General features: G+C 48.0%; 15 protein-coding genes. 6 read left to right on the forward strand and 9 right to left on the reverse strand.

What is annotated here, in order from left to right; translation table 11 throughout:
* Nucleotides 1-7: 7 nt before the first annotated feature.
* Complete coding sequence (locus tag HJG54_RS31845) at nt 8-919, forward strand: calcium-binding protein (protein WP_316435780.1); 912 nt, start codon at nt 8-10, stop codon at nt 917-919.
* A 46-nt stretch (nt 920-965) separates the two neighbouring features.
* Complete coding sequence (locus HJG54_RS31850; protein ID WP_316435782.1) at nt 966-4,103, forward strand: filamentous hemagglutinin N-terminal domain-containing protein; 3,138 nt, start codon at nt 966-968, stop codon at nt 4,101-4,103.
* Nucleotides 4,104-4,114: 11 nt separating this feature from the next.
* On the opposite strand, the gene HJG54_RS31855 is transcribed toward HJG54_RS31850, so the two are convergent.
* Together HJG54_RS31855 and HJG54_RS31860 are read right to left on the reverse strand one after the other, a co-directional pair.
* Nucleotides 4,115-4,744: a Uma2 family endonuclease gene (locus HJG54_RS31855; RefSeq protein WP_316435784.1), complete on the reverse strand. Its 630-nt coding sequence runs from the start codon at nt 4,742-4,744 to the stop codon at nt 4,115-4,117.
* Between the two features lie 268 nt (nt 4,745-5,012).
* Complete coding sequence (locus HJG54_RS31860) at nt 5,013-5,981, reverse strand: glycosyltransferase family 2 protein (protein WP_316435786.1); 969 nt, start codon at nt 5,979-5,981, stop codon at nt 5,013-5,015.
* A gap of 1,371 nt (nt 5,982-7,352) precedes the next feature.
* Here HJG54_RS31860 and HJG54_RS31865 point away from each other — a divergent pair.
* Complete coding sequence (locus HJG54_RS31865) at nt 7,353-8,564, forward strand: PAS domain-containing protein (RefSeq protein ID WP_316435788.1); 1,212 nt, start codon at nt 7,353-7,355, stop codon at nt 8,562-8,564.
* Nucleotides 8,565-8,751: 187 nt separating this feature from the next.
* Here the strand turns inward: HJG54_RS31865 and HJG54_RS31870 are convergent, their stop codons facing one another.
* Together HJG54_RS31870 and HJG54_RS31875 are read right to left on the reverse strand one after the other, a co-directional pair.
* Complete coding sequence (locus tag HJG54_RS31870) at nt 8,752-9,582, reverse strand: SDR family NAD(P)-dependent oxidoreductase (RefSeq protein ID WP_316435790.1); 831 nt, start codon at nt 9,580-9,582, stop codon at nt 8,752-8,754.
* Nucleotides 9,583-9,628: 46 nt separating this feature from the next.
* Nucleotides 9,629-10,348 (reverse strand): NYN domain-containing protein, encoded by a 720-nt coding sequence (locus tag HJG54_RS31875; RefSeq protein WP_316435792.1) that lies wholly within the window; start codon nt 10,346-10,348, stop codon nt 9,629-9,631.
* Nucleotides 10,349-11,154: 806 nt separating this feature from the next.
* Between HJG54_RS31875 and nuoB the strand changes: the two genes are divergently transcribed.
* From nuoB to HJG54_RS31890, 3 genes are all read left to right on the forward strand, one after another.
* Nucleotides 11,155-11,946: an NADH-quinone oxidoreductase subunit NuoB gene (gene nuoB / locus HJG54_RS31880; protein WP_316435794.1), complete on the forward strand. Its 792-nt coding sequence runs from the start codon at nt 11,155-11,157 to the stop codon at nt 11,944-11,946.
* Nucleotides 11,947-12,011: 65 nt separating this feature from the next.
* Nucleotides 12,012-12,458: a DUF4383 domain-containing protein gene (locus tag HJG54_RS31885; RefSeq protein ID WP_316435796.1), complete on the forward strand. Its 447-nt coding sequence runs from the start codon at nt 12,012-12,014 to the stop codon at nt 12,456-12,458.
* 78 nt (nt 12,459-12,536) lie between these two features.
* On the forward strand, nt 12,537-12,821 hold the full coding sequence (locus tag HJG54_RS31890; RefSeq protein WP_420717411.1) for a hypothetical protein: 285 nt from the start codon (nt 12,537-12,539) through the stop codon (nt 12,819-12,821).
* 123 nt (nt 12,822-12,944) lie between these two features.
* Here HJG54_RS31890 and HJG54_RS31895 read toward each other — a convergent pair whose 3' ends face one another.
* From HJG54_RS31895 to HJG54_RS31915, 5 genes are all read right to left on the reverse strand, one after another.
* Complete coding sequence (locus HJG54_RS31895) at nt 12,945-13,346, reverse strand: response regulator (protein ID WP_316435798.1); 402 nt, start codon at nt 13,344-13,346, stop codon at nt 12,945-12,947.
* Nucleotides 13,347-13,822: 476 nt separating this feature from the next.
* Nucleotides 13,823-15,760, reverse strand: coding sequence for a hybrid sensor histidine kinase/response regulator (locus HJG54_RS31900; protein WP_316435800.1), 1,938 nt, complete (start codon nt 15,758-15,760; stop codon nt 13,823-13,825).
* Nucleotides 15,761-16,534: 774 nt separating this feature from the next.
* A complete protein-coding gene (locus HJG54_RS31905; RefSeq protein WP_316435802.1) occupies nt 16,535-16,861 on the reverse strand; it encodes a hypothetical protein in 327 nt (108 codons plus the stop codon).
* 188 nt (nt 16,862-17,049) lie between these two features.
* Complete coding sequence (locus HJG54_RS31910) at nt 17,050-20,469, reverse strand: response regulator (protein WP_316435804.1); 3,420 nt, start codon at nt 20,467-20,469, stop codon at nt 17,050-17,052.
* Nucleotides 20,470-20,496: 27 nt separating this feature from the next.
* The gene (locus HJG54_RS31915) at nt 20,497-21,225 is read right to left on the reverse strand and encodes a hypothetical protein (RefSeq protein ID WP_316435806.1); all 729 of its coding nucleotides are present in this window, start codon (nt 21,223-21,225) and stop codon (nt 20,497-20,499) included.
* Between the last annotated feature and the right edge of the window lie 21 nt (nt 21,226-21,246).

Raw genomic sequence — 21,246 nt, forward strand, 5'->3', positions numbered from 1 at the left:
TTCCTCTATGAGTCAACGAGCTGGTAACAATCTTAAGACTGCTCTTAAGGCTAACATCGTTGGTTCATCTCGTGTGTTTCGAGATGCTGTGAGCGGCAAACCTGATTTCTATTCCTTCCAGCTTGGCCACAGCAGCAGTTTCAGCCTGAAGCTCAATCGCTTCAAAGCCGATATTAATGTGGCATTGATGGATGGGCAAGGTCAAATGCTAATGCAATCTGCTCGTGCTAAGCGACGACCAGAGGCAATTGATACAGTTTTGGGTGCAGGAACATACTATGTCAAAGTGTTTCCAGCTCGTCGCAGAGAACAATCTCGCTATCGGCTTCAGCTCTCGGCAACGGAATTGCCTCGAATTGTGGAACCTCCGCCGGTTATTCCCATCCAAGATCCACCACCAGTTGCCCCCATCCAAGATCCACCGAATGACAACTCCGCACCACCGGAACCGCTTCAGAGCGATAGCGGTAAAAGCAAACAAATTGCCTTAACAGGAGATGTAGCATCCACTGGTCCCGTAAACCTTGTGGGAACAGTCAATAGAAGGGTAATAGGAACAATCGGTAACGAAACTTTAGTGGGTGGTGCAGGCGACGATCTAATTGCAGGCATCAACGGCTTTGATCTGCTAATTGGTGGGGGTGGAGCCGATCGCTTTTTGCTAGGAGATACCTCAACTCCCTACTACTTAGGTGTGGGCTATGCAGTAATTACTGACTTCAATGTGGCTCAGGGCGATCGAATTGAGGTAACCGACAATGCCCTCTTTCGGTTGGGTGATCATCGTTTAGTTTACGATCGCTTTTTCATCCCCAATGCGTTTGGGCAGTATCGCGACGTGGGTACCGCCGGAATCGATACCGCAATTTATTGGGGCAATGACCTGCTAGCCATTGTCCAAGATGCAGTTGTAACCTGAGGGTAGGTAGTTGGAACAGTTTTGTAAACAGAACCCATGAGCCAGCGTGGACAAGCAACATCCATCCAGTAATTTCAGCCGTGATGCCAGCACGAAAGCAGTCTTCGCAGGAAGGCAGGTCTCGGGGCTAATAAGCCTGTTAGTAGTTCACTGCTCTTTGTTATTGCCGCATGATGCTGCAGCTCAACTTGTACCTGACAATACCTTGGGAAACGAGCGATCGGTTGTCGTGCCGACTAATGCCACCGAAGACAGAATTACAGGTGGTGCCCAGCGTGGTCGAAATTTGTTTCATAGCTTTCGAGAATTTAACGTTGGAGAAAGCAGACAGCTCTATTTCGTCAATCCCAGTAATGTGGGCAGAATTTTCACCCGCGTGACAGGCAATAATCCATCCAACTTGCTTGGAACATTAGGCGTACAAGGTGGAGCCGATCTGATGTTGCTTAATCCGAACGGTGTGGTGATTGGCGAAAATGCTCGGTTGGATATCCAGGGTTCGCTTTTAATCACGACTGCCAATGCGATTCAATTGGGTGAGCAGGGGTTCTTTAGTGCCATTAATCCAGAGCTACCCTCGCCACTCCTAACGGTTAATCCTTCTGCGCTCTGGTTTAACCAACTGAACGCCGCTCCAATTGTGCATCGAGCAGACTCGCCCCTAAATATAGCCTCACCGGGGTTCTCAAGTGCTTTTGGTTTACAGATGCCAACAGGTCGCAGTTTGCTTTTGATTGGTGGCGATATCACCCTTGATGGGGGTGGTATTGTAGCTCCTGGAGGGCAAGTCCACCTTGTGGCAGCAGGTGGTCCAGGCGTTGTGGGGCTTTCTCCTGAAGACAGCTCGCTCAGTCTCCCAGAAGGTATGCCGCGAGCAGATATCTCAATTATCAATGGGTCCAGTATCATCAGCACAGGTAATGGCTCTGGTGCTATCACGGTTCAGGGCAGAACCATTAGCCTATTAAATAACAGCACTATCGAAACAGGGATTGCCCGCAATTCAGAAGCGGATAATCAACGAATTGGAGATATTGAACTCAATGCAACGGGTGTAATTGATATCGTCAATTCAAGCTACGTTGAGAACGCTGTCTTTCCAGAAGCTACCGGAATCAGTGGTGACATTAACGTACAAGCTCAGAAGATTACCTTAGTTGGGGATAATACCCGTCTCCGGGTTACAACCTTCGGTAATGGCAGTGCAGGCTCCTTAACCATCGACACCCGTCAACTCACTGTCGCTGGAGGTGCACAGATTTCTTCCAGCACCTTTGGCAACGGTAATGCTGGAACCCTTCATATTCAGGCATCTGATGCTGTTCTTCTCAGTGGAGAAAGTCTTGATCAACAAAGTCCTGGGGGCATATTCTCCCAGGTGGCTCCTTCTGCTTCAGGGCAAGGAGGCAGGATTTTGCTTGAGACCAATCGTTTAACAATTAATGACGGCAGTAGTATTCAAATTACGACGTTTGGCAGTGGGAATGCTGGCACGGTCCGAATCCGAGCCAACGAAATTGACATTTTTCGGGCAAATCAAGAAACCGAGTTTGCCACTGGCATTGTTGCAGGCATTGAGGGAAATATCCCGTCTGATCCTTCAAATCGCCGTTCAGGAGGACGTATTCGAATCAACGCCAATCGGCTTAGCCTCCGCAATGGTGGACAGGTTCGTGCCGAAACGAACGGAACTGGTGATTCAGGTAGTATTGGTATTGCTGCTCGTGCTATTGAATTAACTGGTAATAGTTTGATCATCGGTAGCGTTCGAGAAGGAGCAGTCGGAAATGGTAGCCCAATTCGGATAACAGCTCAATCGCTTTTTGCAGAAGGCGGATCCCAAATTGGCTCTTTTGTCACCCGGCAGTTCCGTAGAGACGGACAACTGATTCCAGGAGGGCGAGGTAACGGAGGCAATATTCGGATCCATGTATCGGACACAATCACTCTTTTTGGTACAAGCCGCGATGGATTTTCGAGCGGGATTTTTACTTCAACCGAGCGTGGCGCACGTGGAGAAGCAGGCAATATCCGGATTCGTGTAGGCAATCTCCAAATCACAGATGGAGCTGCTATTGTTGCTAACACTTCCAACGCTGGAGACGGTGGACAGATTGCAATTGATGCCAGGCAAATCACAGCTCAAAACGGCGGTCAAATTGCCACTGCATCTCGATCAAGGGGCCTAGCCGGCAATATTAGCCTCAGGGTAACAGGCGATATTACCCTGGCAGGACGCGATTTAGACTTTGCCAACCGTCGTGAGCGAGCTAGGGTAGGAATCAAAAATAGAAGCGAGGGTGAACTGCTCAGCGACATTATTGTCACTGAAGGGTCTGCTAGTGGAATTTTTGCAAATACATCTTCTAGCGGTGATGGCGGTAGGGTTAGCTTGAATGCGAGAAGTTTGTCACTGACAGACAGAGCTGCTATTTCTGCGCGTAGTCAAGGAGAAGGCGTTGCAGGTAACATTATCCTCAATGTTGATGAAACGCTAAACGTAATCAACAGCGACATCACGACCTCTGCGGCAAACTCCTCAGGTGGTTCAATCAACTTAACAAGTGAGCGAATTCGTTTGCGAGGTGATGGTGACATCAGAACCGAAGTGGCGAGTGATGTAGGGAATGGTGGTGACATCACTCTTACAGCCGATTCCGTTGTGGCCTTTGACGATAGCGATATTCTAGCCTTTGCGGGCAACCAGGGCGGCGATATTACCTTTAACACACCCGCTGGTTTCTTTGCGGGAGGCCGCCAAGCTGTAGCTGCATCCAGTACAGCTAACCTTGATCAAAATAATCAAGTGAATATAAACGCAGATGGAAGAGTTGCAGGCACCATTGCGCTACCGGACGTCAGTTTCATCGAAAACAGCCTCAGCGCTCTGACTGAAACAGCAATCAACACGGACCAACTCCTCGCCAATAGCTGCATTGCCCGCACCCAGCAGGGTGGTACCTTTCTGATCACCGGCACCGGCGGATTACCAGCAGCTCCAGGTAACGATGCAGCTTCGACTTATCCGACTGGGGAGGTGCGAACTATACCAACCGAAGCTGAAACTGACTCTAATTGGCAACCGGGCGATCCGATTGTAGAACCCCAGGGCGTGTATCGGCTACCGGATGGGCGATGGGTGATGAGCCGAGAGTGTACAAACCGAAGAACACAATCAGAGTAGTAATCCGAAAATTACCTCCAAAACCAATCTAGGTTGAGGATAAATCCGGGCAGGACAGGCTCTCCTGATAGCGTTTTGGGAGATTGCAAGATTTCAATTGATTGTTCAGGACGGTAAATCTCGACTTGTTGATCTTGAGGATTAAGCAGCCATCCTAGGCGCAGACCACTATCCAGGTATTCCTGCATTTTGGCTTGGATGCTACTGAGATTATCGCTAGGTGAGAGCAATTCCAGCACAAAGTCGGGACAGAGCGGTGGAAATCGGCGTTTTTGTTCTGGTGTGAGTGCATTCCGTCGCCCTCCGGGCGGTGCGGAGCACCAGCGAGATTTCTCAACCCAGGCAACATCTGGTGATCGATTGCCTCCGTTGGGCAGCCTAAAGCAAGTGGATGAATCAAAAACAACCCCTAGCCGGGTGCGTCGATTCCAAATCACAAAATCAGCAGCAATTTCGACGTTATCTTTCCCGGTTTCTCCACCCGTGGGCGACATAATCACTAATTCCCCAGTAGGAGTACGTTCAAACTTTATTTCAGGGTTGGCAGCGCAGAGTTGCTCAAACTGGTCATCGGTAAGGGTGGGACGAGCAGAACCACTCTGCTGGAGAATTGGGCTGAGGTCAATCGTGAAGGCGGTCATTGTTGTGCGTCCTCTGCCTATTGAATAGGCAATATTGTACGAGATTATTCGAGAAAGTAACTGTAACGACATCAACTTGATTCATTAACCTAAGTTTGGCGTGCACGAAGCTACCCTTAGGCTATACAGTGGCTATACAGTCACAGATCCTGTCCGAGCGATTGTCGTTATTCGCTAACTGCGGCCATAGCATCGCTACGCAAACGCAAGCTATGGCCGCAACCACTCAACTCCTGTCTCCTAGTTTCTAACTTCTGACTCCCAACATTCATCCCGGCTTCACCAATAGGCTCACCAATTGTTGCCAAGCGGGTGATTGCGTCAACTGCTGCACATCAAATTGCTTGCCATATTCGGCTTCGTATCGCTGAAACAGTTCGATCCACTGCATCAAGGCTTCGGTGCGGGTGCTCGGACGATAGGAGAGGGCTTTTTCCAGGTAGCGGCTCATTTCCGTCGGGTGTCCGGTGTGATAAAGTCGCCAAGCAATCCAGACTAAGGTGTAGTAGCGGCACTCGCGCTCAATTTGGCGAATCGTTGGGGGAATATCCGAGCGGGCAAAAAATTGTTCTTGCACAGTCCAAACCTCTTCGGCCTGCACGAGCGTATTCAGGGAATCATTCTGGTCATGCTGGCGGTATAGAACCGTGATTTCAGGCACCCAAGCCGTTTGGCAACCCAGCATAATCAGCCGCTGCACAATCTCCACATCACAGGCTTGCTTAAATTGTGAATCAAACTCACCGACCCGCTTCAGCCAACTGTGACGAAACATCATGGCGCTCAGCAGCACCGGCATCCGCTTCAGCCATCCCGCCAAATCAAGCTGAGGTGCTTCATGCCAGGGCTCAATATCGGCGAGTCGATTCCCCTCGGCATCAACAAGTCGCCAGCCGCTGTGGACAATGCCAATCTCTGGATGCTGGGCAAAGCACTCAACCTGAAGCGCCAGTTTGTTCGGCAGCAAAACATCGTCTTGATCTAAAAACGCAATCAACTCGCCTTGGGCCAGAGCCATACCCTGATTTCTGGCGGCGGCTACGCCTCGATTCGGCTGTTCCACATAGCGGATCTGATGATGGTAGGGCAGCAAAACGGCGGCGGTTTGATCCGTTGAGCCATCGTTGACCACGATAATTTCGCAGTCTGAATAGGTTTGAGCCAAAATGCTATCCAATGCCTTGGCAATGAAGCGCTCGCCGTTGTAGGCCGGAATAATGATACTGACTTGGGGCATTGGATGTTAGGGAAGGGGATGAACGATAGTAACGACGATAAACTCGTGAGTAGAGCCATTGCGGCCACTGGAATGATTCATATTCTACTGCAATCAAATCGGACTGCCATCTTCAGTCCCGTTTTTCTTTAGCGGCAGGACGCACATCTATACTACAGTGTTTTTCACTCATGTGAGGTATAGGGGGTGTGGGGGCGAAACCCCCACGCAGGGGCCTACCGTTCCATACAAGTCGAAGATCCCTCCTGACCCCCCTTAAATCAAGGGGGAAGAGGCGAAGCCTGTGCGCAGCACCTACCAATCAGGGATTGAAGTCAGGGATTGAAGTCCCCCTTATCAAGGGGGATTGAGGGGGATCCCCCTTGCATTGATTCGCGATTGAGATCTGTGTACACGGTAGCACGCAGGGACACTGCCCCTACACCTCGTTTTTCGTACTTCACTAGCCTGAAAAAGGCTGTATGTTGATGCTTTCGTCGGATTCTCATCGCCATAATTCATCTTTTGATTCGATAATTCCGATCTAAGAGTGCCTTATAACACGATCTAAGAATGCCTTATAACATACGCTGGCGACAGGTAAGGTGGCTGCACCCTGTCTACTTCATTAAGTCGCTTACGAGAGAGAAAAATTAATTTGTGATTCACATAACATTACAGAGTTAGCTTGTTTTATCTTTCCTGAGATAGATAGAAGAGAATCAGAGTTAATATGTAATTTAAGTACAGCCTACTTTTACAAAAGCTGGCTTTTGTAGAGAAAAATGGTTTTGCGTAAAAGTAGAAGGAATGGCTTTTGGTGAATCGATTAAAGCGTTCGCCAGAATTATTTTTCGCCAAGCCTTTAAGGGGGTATTGGGTTATTTAGAATTGAATTAGTTGAGAAATTGCCGAGTTTAGAATCCAATAATCTCGGTGGCTACTTTTGCCTACATTCAGTGTCTAAAAATGTCTAAAACTTAATGAAATGAATGGAGCGCTAACTTCAAATATTTCAGAAATTTGATTTCTGCTGGCGAATCCAAGTTATCTTCCCATAAAGAGGTGAGCATAGCAGTGCTTTGAAAAGGGGTACTTTGGCTGTTGTTAGTTATTCATCATCAATATTTTAGGGGTTACGCATAGATCCCCCAACCCCCTTAAAAAGGGGGCTTTCGGAGTTCCCCCCTTTTCAAGGGGGGTCAGGGGGGATCGAGCTTTCAATCATCAAGTGCGTAAGTCCTATATTCTTTATTTATGATTAGATGATCAATACTAATGACAATCGAGTACATTTTTACTATTGATTTAGAACTGCTATCATAACTCTGCATTAGCCAAACTAGACCATTTGTTCTGTCAACTTGTTCTATCAACAATTGTTGGAAACCAATGCTCAGTACCGACGTATTTAAACGGCAAATTGAATCGATGTACGAACGTCTGGTGAAATTATATACCAGCGTTGAGACTTCTCCGGTAGAACAGCTGATTCCGGATACGTGGAAAGAATTGGGCATTGCTGTGGAGGAATTGCAGGTTGCCAATGAAGAATTGAACCAGCAGAATGTGCAAATTGCCGAGACCCTAGAAGAAGCGACGGCAAAACACTATTACTACCGCGATCTGCTGGACCACATTCCGGAAGCGTATCTGGTCACGACAACCGAGGGAAAAATTTTGGAAGCGAACCTGATGGCGACACGGCTGCTGCGGGTTCCCCAGTCACATTTAGTTGGCAAACTGCTGGTCAATTTTGTACCGGCCACCTATCGTTCTACGTTTCGAACGGCCCTCTCCCATTTGTCAAAGGGTAAGCAGCCCCATGCTTGGTCGATTTGGCTGCAACCCCGAGATAGTGCGCCAGCCCATTTTGCGATTACCACGTCGGCTCGCTACAGTGCAGGCAGTGGGGAAATTTACTTGAACTGGATTTTGCGGGAAATGACTGAAACTTGGACTGCGATTACGCCTAATCCTCAAGAGATCCTGTCGTTTGATCCTACAGCTGTAGAGCCTGTAAGTACAAACTTAGAGAAACTGTTACACCAGCGCCCTCAGCAGACCTACGTCCGAGGCGATTCGATCCCGCTCCATCCTCAGGTGCTGTGGCAAGTTGAGCGAGGTTTGGTCAAATTACATACCTTCACCGAAGAAGGAGAGGAAGTGCTGTTGGGTCTGCTAGGAGCATCGATGGTGTTCGGGTCTGGCTCAGTTTTCCTGCCCGCCTATCAGGTAACCGCCCTGACCGATGTACAGTTAACCCAGTTTTCTCTGGCTGAAGTCAAAGCGTTTCCCGACTTGGCGCAGCAACTCCTGCCTCAACTGAACTGCCGGATTCAGCAAATGGAAGCCCTACTAGCGGTAGCTGGACAACGCCGAGTCAAACATCGGCTCTATCTGCTGCTGCGTTTCTTGCGACAAGAAATTGGCGAGCCTGTACCGGGCGGCATACGGCTGAACTTACGCTTGACCCACGGCGATCTTGCAAGTGCCTGCTGCACCACCCGTGTGACCATTACTCGCTTGATTGGTGAACTGCAACGACGGGGCAAAATCAGAATCGATTCCAAGTCTTACATTATTCTGGATGAAAATTTCTAGATGAAAATTTCTAAGAGAATTTCTAGAGCGTTTAAGTTATGACTTCGGCGGGAATGCCCAAGTCCTCGCTGCCCCCAAACCCTCAATATTGGGGGCTTTGAAGAGCTATTTGAAGAGTTACCAGCGGGTTCCCCCAAAAATTGGGGGCTAGGGGGCATGTTTTCACATTGCCGCAGTAATAAAGGGTTTAGGGCTGGTCATTGTAAGAATCCTGGTTCTTGAACGTTCTTCTGAATAACCACTGCATTAGACCCGGCAGCAAATTGTTGAGCGCAACCGACAAATTGGCTGTCCCTACAATCACTTCGGCTCGTTGCTGGGCTACTGCTTGCCAAATCGCCTGGGCCACATCCTCTGGTTTTTCGACTCCAGGAACCTGGAGGATCTGCTCAACCTGTTGGCGGCGCTGCTGTTGATCGTCTGCATCCTGTCCTACGAAAATGGCTCGTTCCAGGAATTCGCTTTTAATCAGGTTGGGATAGATACCGCAGACGTGAATTCCCTTGGGAGCCAGTTCGGTGTGCAGAGCTTGGGTGAGGCCGGCCACTGCAAATTTGCTGGTTGTGTAGGGGGTGAGATAGGGAATGGCTGCCTTGCCGCCGACAGAGCTGACATTGACAATAGTGCCTTTGCCCTGAGCTAGCAGGTGGGGGAGTAGGGCATGAATCGTATGAATGTATCCCCAGAGGTTGGTATCAATTGCTTGATGCCACTCGTCCAGCGAAAAATGTTCAACCGGACCAGAAATATAAATTCCAGCATTATTGATCAATACTTCGACCGAACCATAATGCTCGATGGCTCGATTAACCAAAGCATTGACATCAGAAAATAGGCGCACATCGGTGGGAACGGCCAAGGCCGAGTGACCAGCCTCGCGAAGTTCCTCAGCCACCGCGTTGAGTCGATCTGCCTGCCGAGCGGCCAGCACAATGTTGTACCCTTTCTGCGCGAACAATAAAGCCGTTGCCTTACCGATTCCTTGGGATGCGCCGGTGATCAATACGGTTGGAGCCATAAATTGGGTGCTTACTGCTGTTTGGGTGGGAGAAGGAAGGGGGCGATTAAAGCATAGGGTTGTCGGTCAAAGGACTGTTGGTAGAGACGGGGTTTGTCTCAAGGCTCAATTTGTCGAATCGCTGAATTGCACCCCTGAGGGCATTTAGATCGACATAGCAGTCGGCGGCATCAATCAAGCTATTGCTGGTCATTGAGCGTAAGCCAACGACTTCAACTCGCACGCCCTGATAGAGCAGATTTTTCACGGCATAGGCAAAATCGCCATCACCGCTGACTAAAACGATCGTGTCGCAGTACTGGGCTAACCGCATCATATCAACGGCAATCTCAACATCCAGGTTCGCTTTTTTGGAACCATCGGCTAATTGGATCATGTCCTTGGTCACGACGCGGTAACCATTGTGCCGCATCCAGCTCAAAAACCCCTGCTGTCTATCGTTACTGGGATCAACGCCTGTATAGAAGAAGGCATGCACCAGCTGATTGTTCAGCGTCAAGCATTGCAGCAGTTTAGCATAATCGATTTCGATGCCAAGCTGAAGCGCTGCATAAAATAAATTGGAACCGTCGATCAAAACAATCAGGCGACCGCGATCAAACCCTTTAGAAATGCAAACCAGATCAGGATCGGATTCACTAGCTGGCTGGGAGCTGGTCAAATCACTGGAAGGGCTAGGGCTAGGGGCGCTAGGCAGGGGATCAACTAAAGCGTGAGGCAAATTGTTTTTTACTGGAGCAATTTTTTTCAGAGGTAGTATATTCATAATCCTTCTCAAAGATGGATAGGAAGAGTGAAACCAAGGTTAGTGTTTTTAAGTTATTTCAGTGATGAAATCCAGTGAAGATGATTCTGTATCTTGTAACTTGTAAAACATATGCTCCACCTCAGTCGGAGGTGAGATCCGATAAATGTTCAAATTTTACTAGGCTAAAAAATCAAAAGAAGCCGCGATGGGGAAAGGAAGGGCTGTAGATCGGTCTGATTGACTGACAAATTGCTTGCCCATAGCAGTTAAAACTGCCGCTATACAAACCAAGTCGGCGACTCGGCTGGGCTTCGTCGAACGCCCTGCGCCGACTATGGGTTGGGCCGAGTAACCCGCGCAGGTGGGTTTTGTCTGTGTAGGCGTGGCTTCGAGCCGCCAGTGACTAGAGTTCTGTCGGTCAGGTAGATCAACATTAAATTAGAACTGGAACACAACAATAATCTTAAGCAATAGTATAGGGTATAACTAGTAAACTCTTCGAGCAATAGCCTGACGCTTTAGTGTTGTGTTTATCTACTAATTTACGGTCATAATTTGGTCATAGTTTATGGTCATATTGAGGTCATATTGATCTACTGGCTTAGTGATTTGGCTTAGTGATTGAACTTAGTGATTTAGCTTAGTGATTGAATTTAATGATTCACTGATGTAGTTTAGCTTTTAGTTTACTAAGGTTTTATTAAACACAAAATCGATGTGTTCTGCTGCACTTAAACTCTTAATATCGAATCTTGCCAGTGACAGACGGATGCTAGAGTGACAATCCCTAGGGTAAAGAAGGAACTGCAATAGGCTTTGTTTCTATGACTAGCCATCTTTCTTCTGCTGCAGGGCAACCGCTGGAACCGGAAAGCCCTATTATCAACAATCCAATTGGCCCACCTCAGATTACGAGGCAGCTTTCAGAGAATGTGATTTTAACCACAGTTGATGACCTCTACAACTGGGCGAAGATGTCTAGTCTGTGGCCGTTGCTTTATGGTACGGCCTGCTGCTTTATCGAGTTTGCGGCTCTAATTGGCTCTCGCTTCGATTTTGATCGATTTGGTTTGCTTCCCCGGGCCAGTCCGCGCCAAGCAGATTTGATCATACTGGCTGGTACATTGAACATGAAAATGGCTCAGCCAACCCTGCGTCTGTACGAGCAAATGCCCGATCCAAAATATGTGATCGCGATGGGTGCTTGTATGATTACAGGCGGTATGTTCAGCATGGATTCGCCCACGGCAATTCGGGGTGCAGACAAAATTCTGCCCATCGATGTGTACATTCCTGGCTGCCCACCGCGCCCGGAAGCTATTATCGATGGCATTACTAAACTGCGCAAAAAGATTGCCAATGAGTCGCTTCAGGAACGAGGCTTTAAGGGGCAAACCCATCGCTACTACACGATTAGTCACAATCTGAAGCCAGTTCCTGCCGTCCATACAGGAGCCTATCTGCGCTCGGCAGACCGATACAAGCCACCTGCGGCTGTCGCTGAGGCCATTGGCATGCCCATTCCTCCAGCGCTGGCAACCGAGCCTCAAAAGGAAATTTCTCTAGTCGATTCCCAAACTGAAGCTCGGCTTGAGAAGGAAGGCACGGTGGAATAGCAACTAGTAAAACTACAAACAAGGTTACAAAGAATCAAACCCATTCGGTTAGGAGGTTAAACGCAATGCAATCATCTGAAGCGATGACAATTCGCTACTGTTCGTTAGGACTTGGTATTCTGTTTTTGCTGCTTGGTATCGCTGGGTTCATCCCCAATCTCACCACTGGCCCCCTCAGTGCTTTTCCTGGTCCCGGATACGGATATGTGCTGGGATTATTCCCGACCAACTATTTCCACAATGCAATTGGCATCCTGGTTGGCTTGTGGGGAATTGCTGGTTTTACCAGTTTGGGTGGAGCAATTGCCTTTAACCAAGCCTTTGCTATCATCTATGCGATTCAGGCTATTTTCGGTTTGTTTCCCTTTACAAAAACCTTGTTTGGCATCATGCCGTTGTTTGGCAATAACATCTGGTTGAGTCTCTTAACGGCTGCCATTGCTTATTACTTTGGCTTTGTCAAACCAGGTCTGTTAACCAAAGAAACTGGATTTTCGGCCAATTTGCGCTAGAGATTCAGAATCCGTAAACTGAAAGTTCAAGACGTTGACCCGCAGTATATCTACGAGAATGTAATTGGAGAGTGAACTATGCAGGCTGATGCAGATAAAACCGCTGAGAACACAGTCGAACAAGTGGAGCAGGCGGCTACAGAAATCAATCAGGAAATTAATCAATCAATTGAGCAGGTCAGTGGAGCACTACCTCTAACACCAGCCTACAACGGAATTGACCGTAACGCTTGGATTTTTGGTTGGAATCCCCAACAGGAACTCTGGAACGGGCGTTTGGCAATGCTGGGTTTTATTGCCTATCTACTTTGGGACTTGGCTGGCTACAGTGTAGTTCGCGATGTGTTGCATCTGATGCGCTAATTGATGCTGATACAGCAATGCTAATACAGCGATGCTAATACAGTGGATGTGACTCATACGCACAAACGCGACGGCTCCCTCTTCCTCTAAGGGGGAGCTTTAATTGTGTATGTTGCATATGCGTCAGTTAGAGTTGCTATGATACTCAACCAAATTACTAATCACAGCTACAAAATCATCGAGGTCGAGCGGTTTAGCGAGACAGCGATCAAATCCAGCTATTAAGGCATCGCGGCTGCCACCTTCTTCCATAACAGCCGTCACAGCAACCGCAGGAATAGATTTTCGCCTCAAGGTTCTTACCTTACCAATCAGCGAGTATCCATCCTCTCCTGGCATGGCAATATCACTAACCAGCACATCTGGCTTAAATTGCTTCATCACTTCAAGGGCATGACGCACCGAAAATGCAGTTTTCACTTCTGCTGCATGGGATTCCAGCACAAGCGACATCAGTTCACAGGAGTCGTGGTCATCGTCTACAACTAATACTCTTAAGCCTTGGAGCCTTGGAGGAGTAACCATGCTTGCGGTTCATAAGTAAGCCTGCAAATGTTGAATTCGGTTCTTGGTTAAGAGAACGGTATGTAAATTAGGGAATCAGAAGATAGGAAGCGGAATCCATTGGCTAATCTGGTCATGAATGACCAGCAACGTCTAAGTCGCCACCCTATACAGCGTTTTCACTCTGTGAGGTATAGGGTGTGTGGGGCGTGTGGGGGCTTCACCCCCGCGCAGGGGCACTACCTCTGTACCCTGTTGTTCGTACTTCACTAGTTTGAGAAAGGCTGTATCTATAGAGATTTGTTGATTAAGGTTGACTTCTATATTGTTCTCAGAATTGGCTTTACAACTCAATCCGTCTTTGGGTAGAGAACTAGAGTTTTAACTTTGAGAACGAACAAGTGCGTTGATAGTTGTGACTTCTGGTGAGAGTTTTTGTAGAAATTTATACGGGTTGTATCTATGAAGGGTGTCGAACGGTAAATTCAAACCGCTTTTTATTTCAGCGGTAGATATACTTTAACTTGGGTTCCTATATCTTCTGCTGATTCGATGAAGAGTTCTCCCTGATGCGCTTCAACAATTCGTTTAACAATCGCTAGCCCCAGACCATTACCGTTAGCCTTAGTGGTAAAAAATGGCTTGGTTAATTTTGGCAACACATCTGCTGGAATCGGTTTACCTGCATTGTGCACCTGCATACAGAGGCGTTGGGGAGCGTTTCTTTCTAGCGTAAGTGTTACAGTTTCGCCTGGATTGGTTGCTTCAAAAGCATTGCTGATTAAATTGATCACAACCTGTTTTAGCTTATCTTTGTCAGCCATGACAATCGCAGGGGATAGGCTAGATTGAAATTGGAGTTGTTTCCCTTGAGCAGATGGCATTTCACGGAGAGCTGTCAGCATTTCGTTGATCATGCAGTTCAGCTCTAACTCGGAGGTTTCCAGAAGTTGTGGCTTAGCATAGAGGAGAATCTGATTCAGCAACCGTTGGAGCCGCTCGCCCTCTTCTAACGCTAGGTGCAGATAGTCTTGAAAGCGTTCGGTCAGGTTTAACCGCTGGAAGGCTTTTAACCCCATCAAAATAGTGGTAAGTGGGTTGCGGACCTCATGGACAATCATGGCTGCTAATTCGCCGATTTCGGCCAGTCGCTCCAAAGCCTGATCGGCCCGTTTTAGCACCGTAATATCGGTAGTAATAGCCAACAAACAGGGTTCGTCCCCCAGATCGACTACTTCTGCCGAAACCAATCCTAAAAATGTTTGACCTGACTTTTTGCGAAACTCAATCTCCAGATTAGAAACTGCTCGTTGAGTTTGCAGCAACTGGCTCATGGTAGCACGATCTTCGGCCTTTACCCAGATGCCTAGCTCTAGAGCGCTTTTGCCAATCAGTTCTGAGCGGTTGTATCCCAGCATGCGTAGGTAACTATCGTTCACTTCAATGTGGCGACCATTGTTCAACGTGCTGATCGAAATTCCGCTGGGTGAAGAGCGAAAGGCGGTAGAGAATTTCTCCTGGGAAATCCGCATTGCCTCCTCGGCTCGCAACCGTTCCATCTCAGCTGCAGCACGAGCCGCAAAAATTTCTAACAAGGCGGTGTTGCGGGGTTCCGTTTCCATTGGCTTGTCATCGAGCACGGCCAAATGGCCCATCAGTTCTCCGGCTGTATCGAGCAAGGCAATACCCGAATAGCTGACGGCTTCCATCATCACGAGATCGGCTTCTTCTGGAAACAGAGACTGCAGCCGGTTTGGATAACACTGACAGCCCCTACTGTTAATTACCTGTTCACAGGGTGTGCCATGCACATCATACTCAAAGCCTTCCCCAAACTCCTTGCCTTGCCAAAAAGCAATTGCCCGTAGATAGCCAGGACAATCCTCGACACATTCTGTAATGAATGCATAACGAGCTTCTAAAGCTTCGGCTAGAGAGCGAACCAATGAATGAAAAAAATCCTTGCCTGTGACTGAAGCGGTACCTTCCACAATCAAGCGCAAGGTTTGTTCGGAGCGCTGCCGTTCTTGCACCTCTGCCTGGAGTTGTTTGAGAATTTTGCCTCGCTCAATTGCATATCGTAATGCGCGTGACAGCAGTTCTGGAGTGAGCTGACCTTTGACTAGATAATCTTGTGCTCCCTGGGCCAAGGCTTGGAGCGCCAACTGTTTGTTGTCGGTTTCGGTTAAGACTACAATCGGCAGTGCTGGAACCAATCTGCGCAGACGAACCAACGCCGTCAACTCCTGGGCATCCTCCAGTGGCAGCGTCAGAAGTGCAACATCAAACTGAGTGCAGCTCAAATAGTCCATACCGGCTTCTAAACAGTTGACATGAGTAATCTGCCAGGACTGGCCATCTGCGCCCTCTAGCATTTTTACTAGCAGATTGGCATCCGCCAAACTCTCTTCCAAAATCAGCAGCGGTATGGACATATCCAGTACGCTAGGTTTTTTAAGGCTCCTACAGAATGCACGATAAATATATCACTAATGGATGTGTTCAACGGGCGAATTGACAAAATTTCATGTGTCTATGGTCAATTATTCCTGGGATTGGATGAAACCGAGCTTTTCTTTACTCTTTTTCAAGATTGTCTGCGATCAATTAGCTTTCTCAAATTCTAATACCCATTTCAATTGACTTAAATGAATCAAAAAATACAGAAGTAACACAATGTATGACTTTAATTATCTGGCAGTTGAAACCGCGACTACACAAACGATGTCTGCCAGCGCAGACTCCAGCCCACCCACTGGCATTGAACCTGCGCAGGTTTGGTCTGTGTAACTGCGCTTACCCTATGGAACGCTGCGCTAATGTCGCCAATTATCTTGCCTGGATTTAATGTTTATTGGTCTGTTTACATTATTATTTTATTTATTGTGATGAATATCAACTAAGTGTTACTCGTCTGATTTACGTGTGTTGTGCATTAGAAGATAAAATCTATGCTTCTGGTTTGGTAAATGTGTATTTTGAAAAATAGATATAAATGTCGCGGTTAAATAATAAACCTGTTCAGCTTTTTATTTGCTTGTGGTCGCAAAAACCTACCCGGAAACTGTTGAAGTTTTTGAATTCCAAATCTCCGAGGTTTCCAGATAGGTGATGAAGAATAAGGATGTAGGATGAGACTGTAAATCGGTAATGGTGCGTGTGCCTAACACCAATGTCCTACTTGTCACAAGATGCCTACATCCGGAAGATTATCGATTCAACCGCTGCTCACGAGCTTCTCGAAACCGTTCGTTTAGGATCCTAACCATCTCATCGTGCATTCGATCCATGCGCTCGTTAATTTCCGCCATCATTGCCTGGCGCTCTTGCTCGAACATCTGATTGAGTTCATTGAGTAGTTGCTGATAGCCCTGCTCATCGGTTGGGTCAACCTGTTTGTTGATTATGGCTTGGGCTTTTTGCTCCAGAGATTGTGCCAAGGGTTGCTCAATCGCGGCAGATGGTAGGGCAAAGGCCGAAGATAGAGCGAGAACCGATAAGCCAGCAAGCATAGCCTGTTTCACTGTACGTTTCACGATTGTGACTCCTTATTGAGGCAAATTGAGATGAACTGAGAGCATGAGTGATTGACTTCACTTGAACTCTTCACTTGGACTAATGTTCATCATCTGCTTCAATACTGAGTTGCCGCTAATTGCTATATAAAAATTCTCTGGAGATTTAATGAGAGGACGATTAATCTATTCGAGCGAATCAGGTTAGATCAGCTCATTTTGAGCAGGGTTTTGAGGGTGGACAGTAAATCTTGCTCTAAGTAAGGTTTGGTGAAGTAGGCCGTAGCACCCAACTGCATGGCTAGCCAGCGGTGCTTCTCGTTGCTGCGGGAAGTCAGGATGACAGTGGGGATATCTGTTAAATCAGGGGATTGACGGCGATGGTTGAGGAATTCAAAGCCGTTCATATTTGGCATTTCAATATCGCAGAGAATTAACTGTACAGATGGGTTTTGCTGCAGCTGACTCAGGGCTTCTTGTCCATCCTGGGCCTGCACCACTCGGAATCCTTCTCGTTCTAGGAATAGGGCTAGCGTTCGTCGCAGGGTCACTGCGTCATCGACTACCAGAATCGTAGGTGCTTGTATGGTTGGTAGCAGGCTGGGAGACTGATCATACGAGGCTTGACGAACTTCCAGTAAGGCATGCGTCGCGGCGGTGGGCAGGGAATCTGACGTTTGAAATGTGACTAGAGTTGCTACATCGATTACAGGAATGGGGCTACCGTCACCCAGGATTGTGCAGCCATAGACATAACTGGGAGGCGCGATCGCAGAACCAAACGGTTTGATGATTAGCTCCTGCTCGGTGAGAATCCGGTCAACGGCTAGGGCAACGACCTGCGGTCCTTGGCGGAGAACAATGATGGGTGAAGTCCAGTCTTTGGGAGCCGGAAACGCCGAGAGCACACGATTGGTGAAGGCAGTTGAAAGTGGGCAATTGTAGTGAATCAGTTCGGTCAGGGAGTATAGCGGCAGGGATTGCTCGCGCCAGGTTAGACAATGACCTGCCTCGACTTGCTGAATTTGCGTTGGTTGCGGAACTAGAATATCAACAATACCGTCAGCTGGTAAGGCAAGAGGAATGGAACCAGCCAAACAAATGATCAGCTGAGTGATAGTTAGCGTTAACGGTAATGACAATGTAAAGGTTGTGCCTTTGCTGGGGATCGAGCTGACACTGACTGTCCCTCGAATTGCTTGTAGCTGAGAGCGAACCACATCTAAGCCAAACCCACGGCCCGATAATTCACTCACCTGAGTAGCCGTTGAAAAACCAGGCTGAAAAATTAGCTCCAATAGTTGCGCCTCTGTCATGATCGCTAACTGTTCGGCTGATAGCCACTTTAGCTCTAAGACTCGCTGGCGAATCCGGTCCAAATTGAGTCCTTGTCCATCATCCTCGACTTCAATTACGGTTTGGTTCCCTTTATGAAAAGCGCGGATCTCAATCTGGCCCTGCTTTGGTTTTCCGTATTGTTGCCGCCGGTTCGTGGATTCAATCCCGTGATCGAAAGCGTTGCGGAGTAGATGCAGTAATGGGTCATAGAGCTTTTCTAAAATGGCCCGGTCAATTAGCACTTCTGCTCCCGTCAGTTTGAGGTTGACCGGCTTTTGGTAGGTAACCGAGAGATCGCGCAACACTCGAGGAAAGCGATTCAAAATTTCGCTCAGCGGCAACATGCGTGCCCAAACTAGCTCATCTCGCAGTTGAGTCAGCATGGTTTGCTGCTGATCTAAGGTCTGATTGGACTGACGAGCAAACAGGGCAATGTCATCAACTGATTCTTCGAGCTGTACTAAATCTTCCAAAATGGCTTGCAGCTCAGCATATCCGGTCCCATAGCGATCCATCTCCAGCGAATCAAACTCAATTGCTGCTGCATCTGAGATCATTGCTGAAGACAGCAACCGATCACCTGAGCTAAAGCGCTCTTGAGACCCAATCCGACGAGATCGTTCTGGAGCGATCAGCAACTGATCCGATACACCTTGCAGCCGACTGACTAGAGACTGGAAGCGAGCAAACCGACTGCGTAACTCCCGTAAAACTCGCTGCAACTGATCGTTTTGCAGCGCCAGACTGCTGCGGTTAATTCCCAACTCGCCCACCAGATTGTTCATGCGCTCTAGCCGTTCTGAATCAACCCGCACTGTGAGAGCGGAAGCGGATCGGGCCGATTGGATCGGGGTTAAGCGCCAGTTGGTGTTGGGTTGGGTTGCCTGATATGCCGAACGAGTGATAGATAACGTTGCCTCTTGCTGCTCAGTCAAGGTTGGCTGTGTCCAGTCAGGCGGACTGAATTCTAAATCAAACAAATTAGTATCGTATGCTGTATCAACGACTTCGGATGCTAATAGTTTTTCCTCTTCCAGTGCCGCTTCGATGAGCGTATTTGCCTCGATCAAAGTATCTTCTAGACTCTCTTCGACTGAGATCGGGATCTGAGCCTCTTCAGCTTCTTCTATAATTGACTCTAAAGCGGTTGAATCCTCTTCTCCAATGTTTGTATCAGCCTCTACTGCCTCGTCAGTAACATCTAAATCTACTTGAGAGCCTTCTTGTTCCTCAAAGTCAAACAGCGATACGCCAAAAATATTTTCTAGTAACGGCAATGCTGTTTTGATAGTTTCTTCTATTATTTCTTCTTCTGTATCATCGTCTATTTCTTCTTCCGTGTAATTATCTATTTCTTGATAAATTTCCTGATCAATCCCTCGCTCTATTTCTTGATCAGCCTCTTGCCCATAGACTGCTGGATCGAGTAATTCCGTTTCCTGTGGAGATGGGCTTAGAGAGGCCAGGAATGAGGGAGGAGCCGCAAACGGAGGATTGGCATCAGGGCTGGCTGTAAATTCGGTTAAGGCGGCAGAAGGACCTATTCCTCCCATCCGATCGCCTGCGAGTACTGCCTGTCGGCTAGCTTCCAATTCACTCAGAGCGAGCTGGGCAATTTCGAGGGCATGGTCAGGATAGTGGGCGAGGGCTTGCTGAATGGCTTGGGCAACTGCGCCAAAATTGGGCAAATTCAATAGCTCAGCAAATCCGGCAAACACTTCTACCTGGACCTGAAGTTCACTGGCCAGATCATACTCCTCAGGATGGTTAACGATTTGAGCTAGCTGTTCCAACCCTTGGGCTACATCTACCTCAAAAATGGAAAATACCAGATCCACACCCATCTCGCTAGAACTGGGAATATAGCTGTCAGCTTGGGTGAGTGCATCGCCACAGTAGGATTCAATTTGACTGAAGACGGGTTCTGCGGCGGCTAGTGCTTGCCCGTGATCAAAAGAGCCAGTTGTGATCTGAGCAATCAACGGCAACCGTAAGCAGTCATACGCCTGGAGCAGCCAGTTTTCCAACTCCTGGTTGGCAGCTAATGTTTCGTTATAGAGTGCCTTAAAAATGTTTTCTAAACGATGGGCTAAGGTAGCAATTGTGTCTAACCCAACGCTGGCAGCACCTCCCTTCAGGGAGTGGGCGGCTCGCATCAGGCTGTGAATTTTGGTGGTGCTATGGTCCTGGTGTAGGGTCAGTAACCCTGACTCAATCGCCTGTAATAGTTCAGGGGCCTCTTCAATAAAAAACTGATAGGCTTGATCACGAATGTCAGGGTTAATTGCCATAGCAGGTGATGAAGAACAATATACGACTTAGGCGAATACAGCACGTTTATCTAACGATGCAACGGAAATTCTGGCGTAAGCAGATATCCACTTAAATAATTCGGCTGCTTCGGGAGAAACCTTTGCTTTAGTAAATAGGATAATTGCAAACAGATTGCCTGTTGGTAACATGCCGCCGAATCCCAGTACGGATTTGATTTGATAGGGTAAGACAAACTCTGTTTGGGCAGGGATATGGCTACTTCCAGCAGCTTCCGGCACATAGAAGACATTGAACGTGGTTTTTTCTAGATCCATCAAGATTTCTGGATCGGGTTCTAGCAGCATGTTCACGTCCAGGCCAAACTGGTGAATCAGCTGAGATATCATCGGGGCGCGGCTAATAAAGTCTCGGTCGATCAGCGGGATGGCCTTATGCCCTGTAGAGGTTTGGCGAGAGTTCCATTGCGGTTCATCGCCAGCCGTTGCCATCAGCGTCAAGCATTTAGTTGTAGACATGACGCTGCGACCACCAACAATTTCCCGTGCGGCTGCTCGCAGTTCGTCGTTCAGCTCCATAAAGGGGCAGGTCATGAAAAAGCGTACTAAGGCACAAGCGCGCTGTCCGGTTTGCCGATCTACTAGATTGTCATACAGATAGCGCACCATGCGGCTGGCTACATCTTCTATGTTTTGAGCACCCTTATCCATGTTGCGCAGTGCTAGCGCGCATTCATACATTTCATCATCGCTAAATTTCGATAAGTCATAGACCATCCGATTATCTCCTTATACAGG

This window comes from Leptolyngbya sp. NK1-12, assembly GCF_032598965.1.
Classification (GTDB): Bacteria; Cyanobacteriota; Cyanobacteriia; order Elainellales; family Elainellaceae; genus Elainella.